The following is a 15854-nucleotide window of genomic DNA, read 5'->3' as shown; positions in this document are numbered from 1 at the left end:
TCGGTCGACTCATCCCCGGGCGCCCTCCGTCGCCCAGCTCGCCAGCATGGGCAGGACCGCGGCCGTGGGCGAGCCGGGTTCGACCGTGTAGACGACGAGACGCTGGTGCGGGTCGTGCGGCCCGACGACGGACTCGATGCCGAAGGTGAGCGGCCCGGCCGTCGGGTGGGCGATCTGCTTGGTCAGCGACGTGCGGAAGGTGACGCGCTGGTCGTCCCACCAGTGCGCCACGTCCTCGTCGGCCGACCGCAGGTCGATGACCAGGTCGGCGAGGCGGCGGTCGTCCGGGTGCTGGCCGACCTCGTAGCGCAGGGCGCCGACCGAGGCGGCCGCGAAGTCGGCCCAGTTGGTGATGCGGGTCCGGGCGGTGGGGTCCAGGAAGAGCCAGCGGACGAACGACGAGCCCGGCTCCATGTCCGCGCCCAGCACGGTGGTCAGCAACCCGTTGCGCGCCAACACCTCCGAACGCCGCCCCAGCAGCAGGGTCGGCACGTGGTCCAGGGCGCCCATCAGGCGCAGCATGCCCGGATCGGCGCGCTGCGGGACCTCCCGCGGCGCCCACCGGCGGGCCGACGCCGGCGCGGCCAGGTCCCGCAGGTAGGCCCGTTCCACCTCGTCGAGCTGCAGGGCGCGGGACAGCGCGTGCAGGACCTCGTCGGTGACGGTGTGTTGACGGCCCTGCTCCAGGCGGCTGTAGTGGTCCGGGCTCAACCCGGCCAGCACGGCCAGCTCCTCCTTGCGCAGACCGGGCACCCGGCGGGGGCCGGGGAACGCCGCCATCCCCGCCCGGGCCGGGGTCAGCCGATCCCGACGGGACCGCAGGAACGCCCCGAGCGCGGCGCGGTCCGTGCGGTCGGTCGTCATCGGCCCAGACTAGGAGCGCGCCGCGGGGCCCGGGTGGGCACGTCGTGACCAGGCAGCACCTGCCCTGGTGCGCGGCGGGTGGAGCACGTGCACTGGGGACATGACCGCCACCGCACCGAACCCCGCCACTCTCACTCACCCGCGCACCGTCCTGATCACCGGCTCCACCAGCGGCATCGGCGCCGCCACCGCCCGCACCCTGGCCGCGCAGGGCTGGCAGGTCGTCGTCACCGGCCGCGACGCCGGGCGCGGCGCGAGGGTCGTCACCGACATCGAGAACCACGGTGGACAGGCCGTCTTCGTCCCGTCGGACCTGACCGCCGCCCCGGACGCCCTGCGCGCCTTCGCCGCCGCGGCGATCGAGGCGGCCGGCGGGCAGGTGGACGCCGTCGTGCACAACGCCGCGCTCTGTCCCGCCGTCGACACCCTGACGCTGACCGACGACGACCTGGCCGCCACCCTCGCGGTGAACATCACCGCCCCGCACGTCCTCACCGCCGCCCTCGCCCCCGCCATGGTCGACCGCGGGCACGGCGCGGTCGTCGTCATCGGGTCGTGGATGGCGCACGTCGGTCATCCGTTCGTCGGGCTGTACTCGGCGACGAAGGCCGCCGAGATCCAGCTGGCCCGGAGCTGGGCCGCGGAGTTCGGCCCCCGCGGCGTCCGGGTCAACACCGTCTCGCCGGGAGCGACCCGCACCCCGATCAACGCCGAGGACGGCGACGTCATCGCGGCGATGACCGCGGGCACCCCCGCCGGGCGGCCGGGCACGCCGGAGGAGATCGCGGACGCGGTGGCCTGGCTGCTGTCGGACGCCTCGGCCTACCTGCACGGAGCCGAGCTGGCCGTGGACGGCGGGATCACCGCGACCCGCTCGGCCTGATCGCCGCGCCTGTCACATCCGGTCCGCGGGCGGTGTCTGCAGGGTGCCGGTGCAGCCCGCCCGGCCCGACCGCCGGGAGCACCGCATGACCGCCGACCTCTTCGTCCCCGACCCCGCCACCGAGCTGACCGCCCGTCGTGAGCTGGCCCGGGTCCCAATCACCCCGCCACCCGGGCCGTTCGGGCGCGTGCTCGGGTGGGTGGGGCGGCGGATGGCGGGTCGGGGGATGGCGGGCGGGATGGACAACGCGTTCGCCCTGGCCCACCAGCGGCAGGTGCTCGTCGCCGTCGCGCTGTTCGAGCGGCGGGTCGCCCGGTGGCGCGCGCTGGACGGGCACCTCATGCTGCTGGCCACGCTGGCCGCCGCCCGGGAGGTCGGCTGCGGTTGGTGCATCGACTACGGGTTCCGCGAGGCCGACCGGGCCGGCCTCGACCTGGCCAAGGCGCAGGAGATCGGCCGGTGGCGGGACAGCCCGGTGTTCAGCTCCGTCGAGCGCCGGGTCGTCGGGTACGCGGTGGCCATGACGGCGACACCGCCGACGGTGGACGACGCCATGGTCGCCGCCCTGCGGGCCGACCTGGGGGATGCGGCGCTGGTCGAACTGACCATGATGGTGGCCGTGGAGAACCAACGGTCCCGGTTCAACGCCGCGCTCGGCCTGGTCGCCCAGGGCTTCTCGGCGTCCTGCCGGCTGCCGGGATGACCGAGCCACCGGGTGCTCCCGACCCGGGCGATCCGGTCGACGACCCCACCGCCGTGTTCACCGCCCACCGGGCCCTGCTGTTCACCATCGCCTACGAGATGCTCGGCTCGGCCGCCGACGCCGAGGACGTCGTCCAGGACGTCTGGGTGCGGTGGTCCGGTGCGGCCGGGGATCCCGACGGTGAGCAGATCCGCCACCCGCGGGCCTACCTGGCCCGGATCACCACCCGCCTCGCCCTGAACCGGCTGCGCACGCTGAGCCGGCAACGGGAGGACTACGTCGGCCCGTGGCTCCCTGAACCGCTGCTCACCGCCCCGGACCTGCTGGACAACGTGCTGCTCACCGAGTCGGTGTCGATGGCCATGCTCGTCGTGCTGGAGACCCTCACGCCGCGGGAGCGGGCGGTGTTCCTGCTGCGGGAGGTCTTCGGCTTCGACCACGACGAGATCGGCGTGGCTGTCGGCTGTTCGGCGGCCGCGGCGCGGCAGACCGCACACCGGGCACGCGAACACGTCCGGGCCCGCCGCCCCCGCTTCGACCCCGACCCGGCCGCCCTGGAATCTGCGATGGCCGGATTCCTGGGCGCCCTGGGCACCGGCGATCTGCAGGCGCTGATGGACCTGATGGCCCCGGACGTCGTGCTGCTGTCCGACGGCGGCGGCAAGCGCCAGGCCGCCCGCCGACCCCTGCACGGCGCCGACCCGGTCAGCCGGTTCCTGCTCGGGGTGGTGGCGAAGAACGACCCGTTCCGGGTGGAGCTCCGCTCGGTCAACGGCGCTCCGGGCTGGCTGGTGCACTCCGCGGACGGGCTCGACTCGGTCGTCCAGCTGGTCGTCAGCGACGGACGCATCGCCCAGGTCCTCTTCGTCCGCAACCCGGACAAGCTCGCCGGGGCCGGCACGGAGCACCCGCTGGCCCGCTGACCCTCAGTCCAGCGGGGAGACGCGGATGAGGTTGCCGTCGGGGTCGGTGGCCACGAAGGTCCGCCCGAACACGTCGTCGTGCGGCGGTTCGACGATCCTCACCCCCTTCTCCACCCACCGGGCGTGGATCCCGTCCACCGCCGAAGCCGGTCCGGGGACAATCAGCCCGACCTCGCAGGTGCGCGGTGTACCGGGGACGGCATGCTCGCTGCGCCCCGTCCACAGGGCGAACAGCACGCCCGGGGCGGCCTCGAACGCGACGTACCGGGGGCTGGTGAACGTCGGTTCGATGTCGAACAGATCGGTGTAGAACGCGGTGGCGGCCGCCGCGTCGCGGACGTAGATCAGGAACAGGTTCGGTGCGGGCACGGGTGCCTCCCGGGTCGGCGGTCGATGCCCGGACAGCTCATCGGGTCATCGCGCCGGAACCTGTCACCTATACCGGCGAGAATCCCGGGATGACCAGCTCCCGGCTGCTCGACCTCCTGCTGATCCTGCAGACCCGCCACCGGGTCACCACCGCGCAACTGGCGCGGCAGCTCGGGGTGTCGCGGCGCACCGTGCTGCGCGACGTCGGGGTGCTGTCGACGGGCGGGGTGCCGGTGTACGCCGAACGCGGCCGGCACGGCGGGATCGTGCTGCTCCCCGGCGCCCGGTTGAACGTCTCCCACCTGGACCCGCCCGAGCGCGAGGCCCTGTCCGTGACCGGTCTGGACGACGCGCAGCTCCACGGACTCGGGCTGTCCGCAGCCCACGAGCGGGCGCTGCGCAAGATGGCCGCCCGGCAGGAGGCGCCCGGCGACCGGGGGCGGCTGGCCGATCTCGTCGTGGTCGACAACACGGCATGGCTGGCCGACCCGCCCGGCGGGGCCGACGTCGCCGCCCTGGCCCTCGATCTCCGCGCCGGCCGACGACTGTCCGTCCGGTACCGGCGCAGCGCCGAGACCCGGTCGGCGTCGACGGTCGTCGATCCGTACGGGTTGGCCGGCAAGGCCGGCCGCTGGTATCTGGTGGCCGACGAGGACGGGGTCGCGCGCCTGTTCGCCCTGGAGCGGCTGGAGACCCACGAGCTGCTGCCCGAGCCCGCCGTGCTGCGCCCGGGGTGCAGTCTGGCCGCGGTGTGGGCCGAGCTGCGCGCCCGGACCGAGACCCCGGGTCGGGTCACGGTCACCACGCGGCTGCGGGCGAGTCGCCTCGATCTCGCCCGGCGCATCCTCGGCTCCCGCATCCACGAGGTCGGTGACCCGGTCGCCGGCTGGTGCCGGGTCACCCTGCGGTACCCCGATGTCGAATCGGTCCGTCAGCTGCTGCAGTTCGCCGACCACATCCAGGTGCTGGATCCGCCCGAGGCCCGGGAGCGGGTGGCCCGGCTGGCCCGGGAGATGGCGGAGCGGCACGCCCTCCCGACGACCCTGGCCGAGTAAGTTACCGGCCGGTAGCATCGGCCCGGGTCGGCCCGCCGACACCGCCCGACAGTCGAAGGAGCCTGCTCGTGAGCCCGTCCGCCGAGACCGCCCTGTTCGCCCTCACCGAGGACCAGCGCGACATCCGCGCCGCCGTCCGGGAGATCGCCGAGGCCGAGATCGCTCCGCACGCCGCCGACGTGGACGAGCGCGAGCGCTATCCCGTCGAGGCCGAGAAGGCTCTCGTGAGCACCGGTTTCAACGCCGTGCACATCCCCGAGGAGTACGGCGGGGCCGGCGCGGACGCCGTCACCACCGTCATCGTCATCGAGGAGGTGGCTCGGGTCTGCGGGTCGAGCTCCCTCATCCCGGCCGTCAACAAGCTCGGCTCGATGCCGATCATCCTGTCGGCGTCGGAGGAGCTCAAGGCGCAGGTGCTGCCGTCGATCGCGTCGGGCGAGGCGACCATCTCCTACGCGCTGTCCGAACGGGAGGCCGGGTCGGACGCGGTGTCCATGCGCACCCGCGCCGTCCGCGACGGCGACGACTGGGTGCTCAACGGCACCAAGGCGTGGATCACCAACGCCGGGGTGTCCCGCTGGTACACCGTCATGGCCGTCACCGATCCCGACGCGGCCAAGCCGGCGCAGGGCATCTCGGCATTCGTCGTGCACGCGGACGACCCCGGCTTCGAGGTCGGCCCGAAGGAGCGCAAGCTCGGTATCAAGGGCTCACCCACGCGGGAGATCCACCTGCAGCAGTGCCGCATCCCCGGGGATCGGATCATCGGCGAACCCGGCACCGGTTTCCGCACCGCGTTGGCCACCCTGGACCACACCCGGCCCACCATCGGCGCCCAGGCCGTCGGGCTCGCCCAGGGCGCGCTGGACGTCGCCGTTGCGTACGTCAAGGAGCGCAAGCAGTTCGGCCGGCACCTGGCCGAGTTCCAGGGCCTGCAGTTCATGATCGCCGACATGGCCATGGCCGTGGAGGCGTCGCGCACGCTGGTCTACCAGGCCGCCGCGGCCACCGAGCGGGGCGACGCCAACGCGACCTTCCTGGCCTCGGCGGCCAAGACCCTCGCCTCGGACACCGCGATGAAGGTGACCACCGACGCCGTCCAGCTGCTCGGCGGCGCCGGTTACACCCGTGACTACCCGGTCGAGCGGATGATGCGCGACGCCAAGATCACCCAGATCTACGAGGGCACCAACCAGGTGCAGCGACTGGTGATGGCGCGGGCGCTGCTGCGCTGACCCGCCGCGCACGCGCGGCCCCGGTGGTCCGCCACGCCGTCGTGGGGCACCCTGACGTCATGACGAACGCCGCCCTCGAACGGCTGCCCGGACCGACCGATCGGGGGCGTTCGTCGGTCGGGTCGTGGCGATCGCCCGGATCCGCCGGCTCCCTGCTCTCGCTCGGTTCGGTCGGTTCCGTGCTCTCGATCGGGTCCAGTGGCTCCCTGCTGTCCATCGGGTCGGCCGGGTCGATCCTGTCCCTCGGGTCGTGGTGCTCGATCGGCGCGGTGCGGGGGGCCTACCGCACCCGACGGGATCGGGCGGTGCGGCGCCCGGCGACTGCTCCGCCGGCGGGCCCGGACGCCGGGGCCGCGGTAGGCCTGCCGGCCTAGGCCCGGCCCGTCCGGATCGGCCGTGTGACAGCCGCGCCACACGTGGAGACTGCCTACCGTTCTCCCGGTACCCGGCAGTCGGCCGGACCACCGGGAGGACCACACCCCATGCCCAGCATCCCGACCCGCTTCGCCGCCGTCCTCGGCATCACCCTGGCGGCCGGCGCGTTCGCCGTCCTGCCGGCTGCCCCTGCTGGCGCCGCCCCCGCCGGCCCACCCGGGTCCGTCCGGAGCGGCGCACCCGCCGAGGAACGGGGTCCCGACGTCGACGACTACCTGGGTCTCGTGCTCGACGGAGCGAGCTGACCGGGGTGCCTGTCCTGGCCCCGGCACGGTCCGGACCGGACGGGCGGGTCGGCCCGTCGGGTAGAAACACCCGGTGACCGTCATCTCGTTGTCCAGTGACCATCTGCAGGTCGGCGTCGCCGCGTACGGCGCCCGGCTCGTCTCCGTGCGCACCGCCGATCGCGAAGGTCGGCCGGGGGAGGTGGTGGTCGGGACCGACGACGAGGCCGGCTGGCGCGTGAACACCGCGTTCTTCGGCGCCACCATCGGCCGGTACGCCAACCGCATCGCGGGCGGCGCCTTCACCCTGGACGGCGCCGAGTACCGGGTACCGGTCAACGAGGGCCGCAACGCCCTGCACGGCGGGCAGGTCGGCTTCGACCGGCAGGTCTGGGAGGCCAGCCCGGTGACCGACCGGGAGGACGGCCAGTCGGTCACCTTCTCGTTGGTCAGCCCGGACGGCGACATGGGCTTCCCGGGCACGCTCACGGTGGCCGTGCGGTACACCGTGCACGGCAGCGATCTCGCCGTCACCGTCGTCGCCACCACCGACGCGCCCACCGTGGTCAACCTGACCAACCACGCCTACTTCTCGCTGGCCGGCCGCCCGGCGCCGGTGGCCGACCAGCTGCTGCAGGTGTTCGCCTCCGGGTACCTGCCGACGGACGAGGAGTTCCTGCCGACCGTCGGGGTCGCCCCGGTCGACGGGACCCCGTTCGACTTCCGCACCCCGACCGCGATCGGCGCGCGCTGGCGGGACGACGACGAGCAGCTGCGGATCGGCAAGGGCTACGACCACTGCTTCGTCCTGGACGGTGCGCGCACCCCCGGCCACCCGCAGCGGGCCGTCCGGCTGGCCGACCCGGCGAGCGGTCGGGTGATGGAGCTGTGGACCGATCAACCCGGTGTGCAGGTCTACACGGGTAACCAGCTCGACGGGACCCAGGCCGACCGCACCGGGCTGGTCCGGCAGGGCGACGCGATCTGCCTGGAGCCCCAGCACTTCCCGGACGCGCCCAACCGTCCGGACTTCCCGTCCACCGTGCTCCGGCCGGGGGAGGAGTACGGGCACTTGTCCCTCTACCGCTTCTCCACCGACGCGCGCTGACACCGAAGGCGCTGACAGCCCGGGCCACCGGCAGGGAGAGAACAGGGCCCGGCGGGTCACCCGCCGGGCCCTGACGAGTCACCGGATCAGTCGAGCCGGGGGAGTCCGGCCACGTCGATGCCCGTTGTAGCGGCGGCCTTCTCGCCGGTGGCGATGCGGGCCGTCCAGTCCGCCTCCACCTCCGGGCCGGCCGGCACCTGGATCACCGAGCCGTCCGCGGCCAGGGCGGCGAGCAGGGTGTCGACCACCCCGTCGGGCAGGGTCCAGGGCGTCCCGGACAGCAGCCGCCCGCCGACCCCGAGACGCTCGGCGGCCGCGCCGGCCCGCTCGAGGATCTCGCGCACCCCGACCGAACCGCCGCCGGCCAGCAGCACCGCGGGCGCGTCGTCCCCACGGGGCAGTCCGCGGGGGACGAAGTGGTCGGCCTGCGGCAGCACCGCCGTGGTGAAGTCCCGCTGGTGGGCCTCCAGGCCGGTGGCCGGTTCGCCCAGTGGGTCGTCGGAGACCAGGAAGACCTCGTCGCAGCCGGAGTCCTCGCCGGCCCGCAGAAAGGCCACCGACTCCTCGGGCCCGCCGTCCAGGTCCGGGTCCTCGTACTCGGTGACCGTCATCCCGGCCCACCAGGCGCCCAGCAGGATCGGGGCGGTCTGCCACCGCTCGCCCGTGCGGACGACCACCCGGGCGCCGACGGGCAGCCCCAGCTCGTCGACCAGCAGCCCGGCCACCTTCGCGGCCCAGTTGGCCAGCGACGCGGTCGACAGCTCGGTCCGGCCGCCGGCCAGCGTGTAGGACGTCACCCGCGGCCGGTGCGGATCCAGCGCCAGCAGGGGACCGAGCAGGGCGACGGTGACGCTGCCCGCCGAACCGGGGGGCGTTCCTGGATGTGTCACGGGTGCTCCTGGGGTTGCGCCCCGGCAGGACACGGGGCCGGCGATCGGGCCCAGCGCCGGTGCGCGGGCCTCAGTTCACGCACGGTACCGAGCTGCCGGCGGTCGGGTCGGCGGCCGGGGCCACCGCGGCGGCCGACAGGGCGGCGGGCGCGGGGACGACGGCCGCGGCGGGAGCCCGCAGGCCGGTGCCCTCCACCGGGAGATCGGTCCCCACGACGACCAGGACGTGACCGTCGGCCACCGCGGTGGACTCCTCGACGCTGCCCACCCCGAAGGTCTGCTGCACGGCCGCCGCGGCCGACTCCATGCCGGCCGGGTAGCGGATCACCGTGGCGGTGGTCTCCGAGTCCTCGTCGGTGCCCGGCACCACGGCGAGCTGCCCGAGGGTGAACCCGCCCTGGCGGACCAGGGTGGAGGCCTGGGCGGTCACCCCGTCGGCGACGGTGCCGTCCTGGATGTCCACGGTGACGGTGGCCGGGTCCACCGAAGACGGCGCCGCGGCGCTGCTCGACCCGGCGGCGCTGCCGGCGGTCGACGGATCGACGATGGCCGCGAAGAACGCCTTCACCTCGGCCGGGTCGGTGGCCAGCGCGTCCTTGTTCGTCGAGTCCTCCGCGCCGCGGGTGGGCAGGGTCGCGAAGGTGATGTTGCCGGCGGACAGGTTGGCCATCTGCTCGGCGAAGGTCAGCACCGAGAAGCCCTTGTCGAAGACCACCGAGCGGTCCACGGCGGCGGTGAGATCGGACAACCGGGCCGGGTTGGTCAGCGTGCCCACGGACAGGATCTTGTCGACCGCGCCGGCCAGGAACGCCTGCTGGCGCTTGACCCGGTCCAGGTCGCCGTTGGGCAGCCCGTGCCGCTGTCGGACGAACGACAACGCCGCCGTGCCGGACACGTCCTGCGGGCCGGCCGCGAACTTCGCGCCGGACCACGGATCGTCCACGGCCGCGGTCAGGCACACCGGGACGCCGCCGATGGCCTGGCTGAGCAGGTAGAAGCCCAGCAGGTTGACCTCCGCGTAGTGGTCGACCTTCATCCCGGTGAACGCCTGGATGACCTTGATCAGCATGGTGCGGCCGGCCTCGTTGGACACCCGCTCGCGCTCGGCCGCGTCGGTGACGCCCTGGGCGACCAGGGCCTCCTGGGTGTACGCCTTCGCCGTCGCGTAGTACGAGTTGATCTTGTTCGGGGCGTACTGGCCCTGGGTGCCGTTCGCGTAGGGACCGGTGATCTTGTCGGTGACCGAGGTGGGGATCCAGGTGTCCCGGGGGAGCGAGACGGCGGTGGCCTTGCCGCCGCCCTGCGGGACGTGCACCAGCATCATCGTGTCGGTGTTGATGCCGCCGCCGTCGTCCTCGGTGGCCACCTGCTTGAGCTCCTCGGCGCTGAGCGGGTTGCCGTCCGCGTCGGTCCGGGAGTCCGAGCCGACCAGCAGGATCGTCATGCCGCCCTCGGAGATGACGCCGGCCCCACCCGCGTTGCTGGCGGCGTCGGACGTGCCGCTGTTGCCCTGGATCGAGTCCGTGACCGCCCACGCCACACCGACCCCGGCCAGCACGGCGACCGCCGCCACCATGGCGACGATGCGCGTGACGAGCAGCGACCGGCGGCGGGTGGGGTGGTCCTGCGCGACCGGGACACCGGCGGGACGGCCGGCGGCCGCTGCGGCCGGGAGCCGTCCGGAGCGACCGCGACCGGCCGGGACACCGGCCGCCGCACCGGGACCGGCGGCGTCGGCGGCGGTCATCCGCCGGGTCGCCGGGGCGCCGGACGCGGGCGGCACGGAGCGGGGGCGCGACCCGGAGCCGGCCGGGCGGCGGGGCGGCGGGGACCACGGCTGATCGGCCGGCGCCTGCGACCAGGCGCGCTGATCGGGACGCTCGGCCCCGGGCGGGGTCGCCGGCCGCGGTGGCAGGGCCCCGCGGGAGGGGTCGGCCGCGCGGTACGGGTCGGCACCGCGCGGGGGTCGGCCGCCGCGGTACGGGTCGGAGCCACGCGGGGGTTGGCCGCCGCGATGCGGGTCGGCATTGCGGTACGGGTCGGCACCGCGGTACGGGTCGGCACTGCGGTACGGGTCGGAGCGGCGCGGGGGCTCGGTGCCGCGGTAGGGGTCGGCGCCGCGGTAGGGGTCGGCGGCGCGCGGGTCGGGGCGGGAGGGCTCGTCGCGGCGCCGGATCGGATCCATCGGGCGGCGGGCGTCGGCGCCGGAGGGGCGGTCGGTCCACGGGATGCCGGCGTCCGGGCCGGGTCGGCGGGTCGCGTCCGGCGGGGTGGCCCGACCGGCGTCCTGCGGATCGGACGCGCGCGGTCCGTACCGGCGGGGGCCCCGCCGCGGATCGTCGCCCTGGTCCGTCATGGTGTCGCCTCCGCAGCGTTCTCGTCCTGGTGGCCGGCCCCGTTCGGGACCGGTGGGTCGGTGTGACCTCCCGGGCGTGACCACCGGGGGACGGGGCCACCGGTCGGACGGGGCCCACTGCGGAAGGACGTCCCGTCGGGGGCCGGGTTGCTCCCCGGGTCCTGCCACGGTCCGACACACCCCGCCGCACCTCGTGCCCGGGACCGCCGACGGGCGCTCCCGACGACCGCGCAGCGGGACCGTCCGGCCGGCCCCGGCGCCGTCGGTCGACCGGTTCGTCCGGTCGCGGCCCACGTTAGCCAGGCGGTCCGGCCGATGCGGGGAGGCGCCGAGCGCCGCGCCGGGTGTCCGCGACCGGGCGGAGTGTTCGGCAGCGGTACGGCACAATGACCGACCATGCGCATTCTCGTGACCGGCGGCGCCGGCTTCATCGGTTCGGCCTTCGTCCGCAACGTCCTGGCCGATCAGTACCCCGGGCTGGAGGGCGCCGAGGTCACCGTGCTGGACAAGCTGACCTACGCCGGCAACCTGGCCAACCTGCAGCCGGTCGCCGAGGACGACCGCTACACCTTCGTCCAGGGCGACATCTGCGACGCCGAGCTGGCCCGTGAACTCGTCGGCAAGGCCGATTCCGTCGTCCACTTCGCCGCGGAGTCGCACGTCGACCGCTCGATCCTGGGTGGCGCGGACTTCGTGCTGACCAACGTGCTGGGCACCCAGACGTTGCTGCAGGCCGCGATGGACACCAAGCTCACCAAGTTCGTGCACGTCTCGACCGACGAGGTCTACGGGTCGATCGACGAGGGCTCGTGGGACGAGGAGTTCCCGCTGCGGCCGAACTCGCCGTACTCGGCGTCCAAGGCGTCCTCGGACCTGATCGCCCGCGCCTACGCCAAGACCCACAACCTGCCGGTGGCCATCACCCGGTGCTCGAACAACTACGGGCCGTACCAGTTCCCGGAGAAGGTCATCCCGCTGTTCGTGACGAACCTGATGGACGGGCTGACCGTGCCGCTGTACGGCAAGGGCGGGCAGATCCGCGACTGGCTGCACGTGGACGACCACTGCCGCGGCATCGCGCTGGTGCTGGCCGAGGGCCGTGCCGGAGAGGTCTACAACATCGGCGGCGGCACCGAGCTGACCAACGTGGAGCTGACCGAGAAGCTGCTCGAGGCCACCGGCCGCGACGAGTCGTTCATCGAGCGGATCGTCGACCCCCGCGGCGCCGCGCACGACCAGCGGTACTCCGTCGACATCTCGAAGATCAACGCCGAGCTCGGGTACAGCCCCCGGGTGACGTTCGAGCAGGGCCTGGCCGAGACGGTGGCCTGGTACCGCGACAACCGCGACTGGTGGGAGCCGCTCAAGGCGCGGTCCGTCATCGACCGCTGATCCACCCCGGGCCCCGGCCCGGTCGCCCGTCCCGTCGAGTCACCCAGGAGATCCCCACCGTGTCGGTGCCCGCCCCGTCCAGCCCGTCCGCCGGCTCCGCCCCGGTGTCCCTGCTCGTCACCGGGGCCCGTGGGCAGCTCGGTTCCGATCTGGTGCTGCAGGCGTCCGGCGCGGGCCTGGCGGTGGTCGCCTTCGGGTCCGCCGATCTGGACATCACCGACGCCGCCGCGGTGGACGCGGCCCTGGGCGCCTTCGCCGACGGGCTGCCGGCCGGCGGCCGCGGGGTGGTCGTCAACGCGGCCGCCTACACCGCGGTGGACAACGCGGAGGACGACAGCGAGCGGGCCTACCGGGTCAACGAGACGGGTTCGGCGAACCTGGCCCGATCGGCGGCCGCCCGCGGCCTGGGCCTGGTGCACGTGTCGACCGACTACGTCTTCCCGGGCGATGCCACGACGCCGTACGAGGTCGACGCCCCGACCGGGCCGCGCAGCGTCTACGGCGCGTCCAAGCTGGCCGGGGAGAAGGCCGTGCTGGCCGCCCACCCCGACGCCCACGTGGTCCGCACCGCGTGGGTGTACGGCGCGGCCGGCAACAACTTCGTCAAGACGATGGCCAGGCTCGAGGCCGCCCGGCCGAACATCTCCGTGGTCGACGACCAGGTCGGCAGCCCGACCTACTCCGCGGACCTGGCCGCCGGCCTGCTGGAGCTGGCCACCCGCCCGGCCGGCACCGTCCCCGGCGGCGTGCTTCACCTGACCGGCGGCGGTCACACCACCTGGTGCGGGTTCGCCCGTGCCGTGTTCGCCGAGCTCGGCGCCGACCCGACCCGGGTGGGCGCGATCGCCTCGGCCGACTACCCGCAGAAGGCGCACCGCCCCGCCTACTCGGTGCTCTCGCCCGCGGCGTGGACCGCGGCCGGCCTCACCCCGCTGCGGCCCTGGGACGCCGCCCTGTCGGTCGCGCTCGCCGAGCACCCCGCCGCCTTCCGCCCCGCCTGATCCGGCGCCCCGGGCGGCCGGGGCGCTCCCACGCTCGGCGTCGGCCGACCCATCGGACTCCGGGGCCCGGCTGCCGCCCCGCGTCGTGCGATCCGCCCTCAACGCCCCGCCCCGTTCCGGCCCCCGTCCAGTCATCCGCCGTCCAGCACGGTGCGCACGGCTCCGCCCTTCCCGCATGCCCGCCGGTCCGGCGGGCGGCCGAGCGCACGCCCGGAGCGGCACATCGCTGTCGGTGAGGAACTCCCGGCCGGTCCGATCGACGCCGGAAGGCCCCGTCCGGGCCTCGATCCCCGCCTCTGCATCCGCTGCCGGTGACGCGGAGTGATTCTCGTGCCGGAGCCGGCGAGATCCCCACCCGTTCGTTCCGTCCGCGAAACACGCAGGTCACCCTCGGTCGATTCACTCCTGGGAACGAAGGGTTCACCGGGCGGGGTCGGGCGGCTATTGTCCGAATTGGGCTACTTTCGGTGATATCAGCCGGCGAGTCCGCCGGTGTCGTGACCGCCTGAGTGCGTCACGTCCGGCCATGCCGGTGCGGGGTCGGTGGCCCGGGCCGGGACGGCCGTCGTCGGCCCCACCGGGGCCGGTCCTGTTGTGCGTCGTCTCCCGTTCGGCTGCCCCCGAGGAGTCCCCATGTCCCGTCCCCGTCGTTGGGTCCAGGCCCGCGCCACGGCCACGCTGACCGCGGCCACCGCGTTGTGCCTGCTCGCCGGTTCCCTCGGCCAGGTCGCGCAGGCCGCCCCGCCCGTCCCCGCCGCGGTGGCCGCCGCGCCGGCCGCCCAGGAAGCGCCGCAGACGGCGTTCGACCAGCAGATGGTGGGGCTCATCAACGGCGCCCGGACGCAGGCTGGTCTGTCGGCCGTGTCCGCCGCGGCCGGCCTGACCCAGCTGTCCGTCGACTGGTCGACGACGATGGCCGACGGGAAGACGGGGTACGTGCTCAAGCACAACCCCGACGCCTGGACGCAGCTGCCGAACTACGGCGCGGCCAGCCGGACCTCCTGGGCGGAGAACGTCGCGTCCTGGACGTCGGGGGCCTATTCCGCGCAGGACATCTTCACCAGCTACATGAACTCGCCCGGTCACCGCGCCAACATCATGAACCCCGCCTTCCGCTTCGTCGGGGTGGGCACGGTCAGCGGCGGCAACGGCAGCGACTACAACACGATGACCTTCACCGACAAGGTCGACTCCACGGGCGGCGGCAGCACCACCAACCCCGCGCCCACCACGCCCGCGGTCGATCCGGTCCCGGCGGGATCGTGGGACGCCGGTTCGCTGGACGGCATCGCCTACACCGTCCAGGGCTGGACCCTGGATCGCGACCGCCTCACCTCGCCGCTCAACGTGGACATCTACGACCAGCGTCCGGACGGCACCCGCGTCGGGGTGCGCATCACCGCCGACGCGCAGCGTGGTGACGTGGCCTCGGTCTACCCCGGTGCAGGCGACCGGCACGGCTTCTCCGGGACCGTCTCCCTGGTCGGTACCGGACGCCACTCGGTCTGCGTCTATGCCATCAACCAGGGCGCGGGCACCGTGAACCCGTCGTTGGGCTGCAAGGACGTCGACGTGGCCGGACCGACCGGTTCCCTCGACCTGGCCGCAGCCTCGGCGCCGGGAACCCTGCAGGTCGCCGGCTGGGCCGCGGACCCGGCCGTGCGCACGGGGAGCACCGAGGTGCACGTCTACGTGACGGGGCCGCAGGGCACCAAGGGGATCAGCACCCGGACCACCGGAGCCCGGGCCGACGTCCAGCGGGCCGTGCCGTGGGCCAGCCCGACCACCGGCTTCACCGCCACCGTGCCGACCATGGGCGAGGGCGCCAACCAGGTGTGCGTGTACGCGATCAACCAGAACCAGGGCGGCAACCCGCAGTTCGGGTGCAGCACCGTCCAGGTGCGCAATGCCTTCGGGTCGCTGGACGCGGTCTGGCAGGAGAACGGGAAGATCGTCGCCGCCGGCTGGGCCCTGAACCCGACCCGTCCCGGCGAGCAGGTCCCCGTGCACGTCTACGTGACCAGCTCCACCAGCCGGGGGTACGCCGGGTCGGCCGGCAACCCGCGGGCGGACGTCGGGGGCGCCTTCCCCGGGTACGGCAACAACCACGGGTACGCGATCACCGTCCCGACCAACGGCAGCGGACGCCAGCAGGTGTGCGCCTACGCCGTGCCCACGGTCGGTGGCACCGGCAACGTCTCGCTGGGCTGCCGGGATCTGGTCGTCCCCTGACCCGGCCGAGGTGACGGCCGATGGCCGCGGGCGCGCGTCGACACGCGCACCCGCGGCCATCGGCGTCCCACTGGCTACACTCCGGGCGTTTCCCACACGGCCCCCGTGGACGTCCGCAGACCACGAGCGGCCGCCGGAGCAGAACAGGTGATCATGACCGGCAGCCCGTCCCCGTTCCCACCGT

Annotated in this window: 15 protein-coding genes; 11 read left to right on the top strand and 4 right to left on the bottom strand. The window is 74.2% G+C overall.

Annotated features, from left to right (window positions below; genetic code table 11):
- Positions 1-9 precede the first annotated feature (9 nt).
- Positions 10-864 carry a helix-turn-helix transcriptional regulator gene (locus tag J2S58_RS06570; protein ID WP_205258517.1) on the bottom strand — a complete coding sequence of 285 codons (855 nt, stop codon included), beginning with the start codon at positions 862-864 and terminating at the stop codon, positions 10-12.
- A gap of 100 nt (positions 865-964) precedes the next feature.
- On the opposite strand from J2S58_RS06570, the gene J2S58_RS06565 reads away from it, so the two are divergent.
- From J2S58_RS06565 to J2S58_RS06555, 3 genes are all read left to right on the top strand, one after another.
- Positions 965-1747, top strand: coding sequence for an SDR family NAD(P)-dependent oxidoreductase (locus J2S58_RS06565; protein ID WP_205258518.1), 783 nt, complete (start codon positions 965-967; stop codon positions 1745-1747).
- Positions 1748-1832: 85 nt separating this feature from the next.
- The gene (locus J2S58_RS06560) at positions 1833-2450 is read left to right on the top strand and encodes a carboxymuconolactone decarboxylase family protein (protein ID WP_205258519.1); all 618 of its coding nucleotides are present in this window, start codon (positions 1833-1835) and stop codon (positions 2448-2450) included.
- Positions 2447-3373, top strand: a complete 927-nt coding sequence (locus J2S58_RS06555) for an RNA polymerase sigma-70 factor (protein WP_205258520.1) — start codon at positions 2447-2449, stop codon at positions 3371-3373. Before J2S58_RS06560 ends, J2S58_RS06555 begins: the two co-directional genes overlap by 4 nt.
- Before the next feature lie 3 nt (positions 3374-3376).
- Here the strand turns inward: J2S58_RS06555 and J2S58_RS06550 are convergent, their stop codons facing one another.
- On the bottom strand, positions 3377-3742 hold the full coding sequence (locus tag J2S58_RS06550; RefSeq protein WP_205258521.1) for a VOC family protein: 366 nt from the start codon (positions 3740-3742) through the stop codon (positions 3377-3379).
- An 89-nt stretch (positions 3743-3831) separates the two neighbouring features.
- On the opposite strand from J2S58_RS06550, the gene J2S58_RS06545 reads away from it, so the two are divergent.
- From J2S58_RS06545 to J2S58_RS06525, 5 genes are all read left to right on the top strand, one after another.
- Positions 3832-4797, top strand: coding sequence for a helix-turn-helix transcriptional regulator (locus tag J2S58_RS06545; RefSeq protein WP_205258522.1), 966 nt, complete (start codon positions 3832-3834; stop codon positions 4795-4797).
- Between the two features lie 68 nt (positions 4798-4865).
- Entirely contained in the window at positions 4866-6032 is a 1167-nt protein-coding gene (locus J2S58_RS06540; protein ID WP_205258523.1) for an acyl-CoA dehydrogenase family protein, read from the top strand.
- 59 nt (positions 6033-6091) lie between these two features.
- A complete protein-coding gene (locus J2S58_RS06535; RefSeq protein WP_205258524.1) occupies positions 6092-6406 on the top strand; it encodes a hypothetical protein in 315 nt (104 codons plus the stop codon).
- Positions 6407-6514: 108 nt separating this feature from the next.
- Positions 6515-6712 carry a hypothetical protein gene (locus J2S58_RS06530; protein ID WP_205258525.1) on the top strand — a complete coding sequence of 66 codons (198 nt, stop codon included), beginning with the start codon at positions 6515-6517 and terminating at the stop codon, positions 6710-6712.
- Between the two features lie 73 nt (positions 6713-6785).
- Positions 6786-7799: an aldose epimerase family protein gene (locus J2S58_RS06525; protein ID WP_205258526.1), complete on the top strand. Its 1014-nt coding sequence runs from the start codon at positions 6786-6788 to the stop codon at positions 7797-7799.
- Positions 7800-7885: 86 nt separating this feature from the next.
- Here J2S58_RS06525 and J2S58_RS06520 read toward each other — a convergent pair whose 3' ends face one another.
- Together J2S58_RS06520 and J2S58_RS06515 are read right to left on the bottom strand one after the other, a co-directional pair.
- Complete coding sequence (locus tag J2S58_RS06520) at positions 7886-8689, bottom strand: TIGR03089 family protein (RefSeq protein ID WP_205258527.1); 804 nt, start codon at positions 8687-8689, stop codon at positions 7886-7888.
- 70 nt (positions 8690-8759) lie between these two features.
- A complete protein-coding gene (locus J2S58_RS06515) occupies positions 8760-11045 on the bottom strand; it encodes an LCP family protein (RefSeq protein WP_205258528.1) in 2286 nt (761 codons plus the stop codon).
- A gap of 396 nt (positions 11046-11441) precedes the next feature.
- Between J2S58_RS06515 and rfbB the strand changes: the two genes are divergently transcribed.
- From rfbB to J2S58_RS06500, 3 genes are all read left to right on the top strand, one after another.
- A complete protein-coding gene (rfbB, locus tag J2S58_RS06510; RefSeq protein ID WP_205258529.1) occupies positions 11442-12437 on the top strand; it encodes a dTDP-glucose 4,6-dehydratase in 996 nt (331 codons plus the stop codon).
- 59 nt (positions 12438-12496) lie between these two features.
- A complete protein-coding gene (rfbD, locus tag J2S58_RS06505; RefSeq protein WP_306826719.1) occupies positions 12497-13438 on the top strand; it encodes a dTDP-4-dehydrorhamnose reductase in 942 nt (313 codons plus the stop codon).
- Between the two features lie 633 nt (positions 13439-14071).
- Positions 14072-15670, top strand: a complete 1599-nt coding sequence (locus tag J2S58_RS06500) for a CAP domain-containing protein (RefSeq protein WP_205258530.1) — start codon at positions 14072-14074, stop codon at positions 15668-15670.
- Positions 15671-15854: the final 184 nt, after the last annotated feature.

Origin of the sequence: Nakamurella flavida, from assembly GCF_030811475.1 — a bacterium.
GTDB classification, from domain to species: Bacteria; Actinomycetota; Actinomycetes; order Mycobacteriales; family Nakamurellaceae; genus Nakamurella; species Nakamurella flavida.
This window is presented reverse-complemented; position numbering and strand designations above follow the sequence as displayed.

What these genes read in the sequence shown, in the direction of transcription:
- J2S58_RS06570 (WP_205258517.1), bottom strand. Translation starts at nt 864, where the DNA reads ATGACGACCGACCGCACGGACCGCGCCGCGCTCGGGGCGTTCCTGCGG.
- J2S58_RS06560 (WP_205258519.1), top strand. Translation starts at nt 1,833, where the DNA reads ATGACCGCCGACCTCTTCGTCCCCGACCCCGCCACCGAGCTGACCGCC.
- J2S58_RS06500 (WP_205258530.1), top strand. Translation starts at nt 14,072, where the DNA reads ATGTCCCGTCCCCGTCGTTGGGTCCAGGCCCGCGCCACGGCCACGCTG.
- J2S58_RS06545 (WP_205258522.1), top strand. Translation starts at nt 3,832, where the DNA reads ATGACCAGCTCCCGGCTGCTCGACCTCCTGCTGATCCTGCAGACCCGC.
- rfbB (WP_205258529.1), top strand. Translation starts at nt 11,442, where the DNA reads ATGCGCATTCTCGTGACCGGCGGCGCCGGCTTCATCGGTTCGGCCTTC.
- J2S58_RS06515 (WP_205258528.1), bottom strand. Translation starts at nt 11,045, where the DNA reads ATGACGGACCAGGGCGACGATCCGCGGCGGGGCCCCCGCCGGTACGGA.
- J2S58_RS06530 (WP_205258525.1), top strand. Translation starts at nt 6,515, where the DNA reads ATGCCCAGCATCCCGACCCGCTTCGCCGCCGTCCTCGGCATCACCCTG.
- J2S58_RS06555 (WP_205258520.1), top strand. Translation starts at nt 2,447, where the DNA reads ATGACCGAGCCACCGGGTGCTCCCGACCCGGGCGATCCGGTCGACGAC.
- J2S58_RS06535 (WP_205258524.1), top strand. Translation starts at nt 6,092, where the DNA reads ATGACGAACGCCGCCCTCGAACGGCTGCCCGGACCGACCGATCGGGGG.
- J2S58_RS06565 (WP_205258518.1), top strand. Translation starts at nt 965, where the DNA reads ATGACCGCCACCGCACCGAACCCCGCCACTCTCACTCACCCGCGCACC.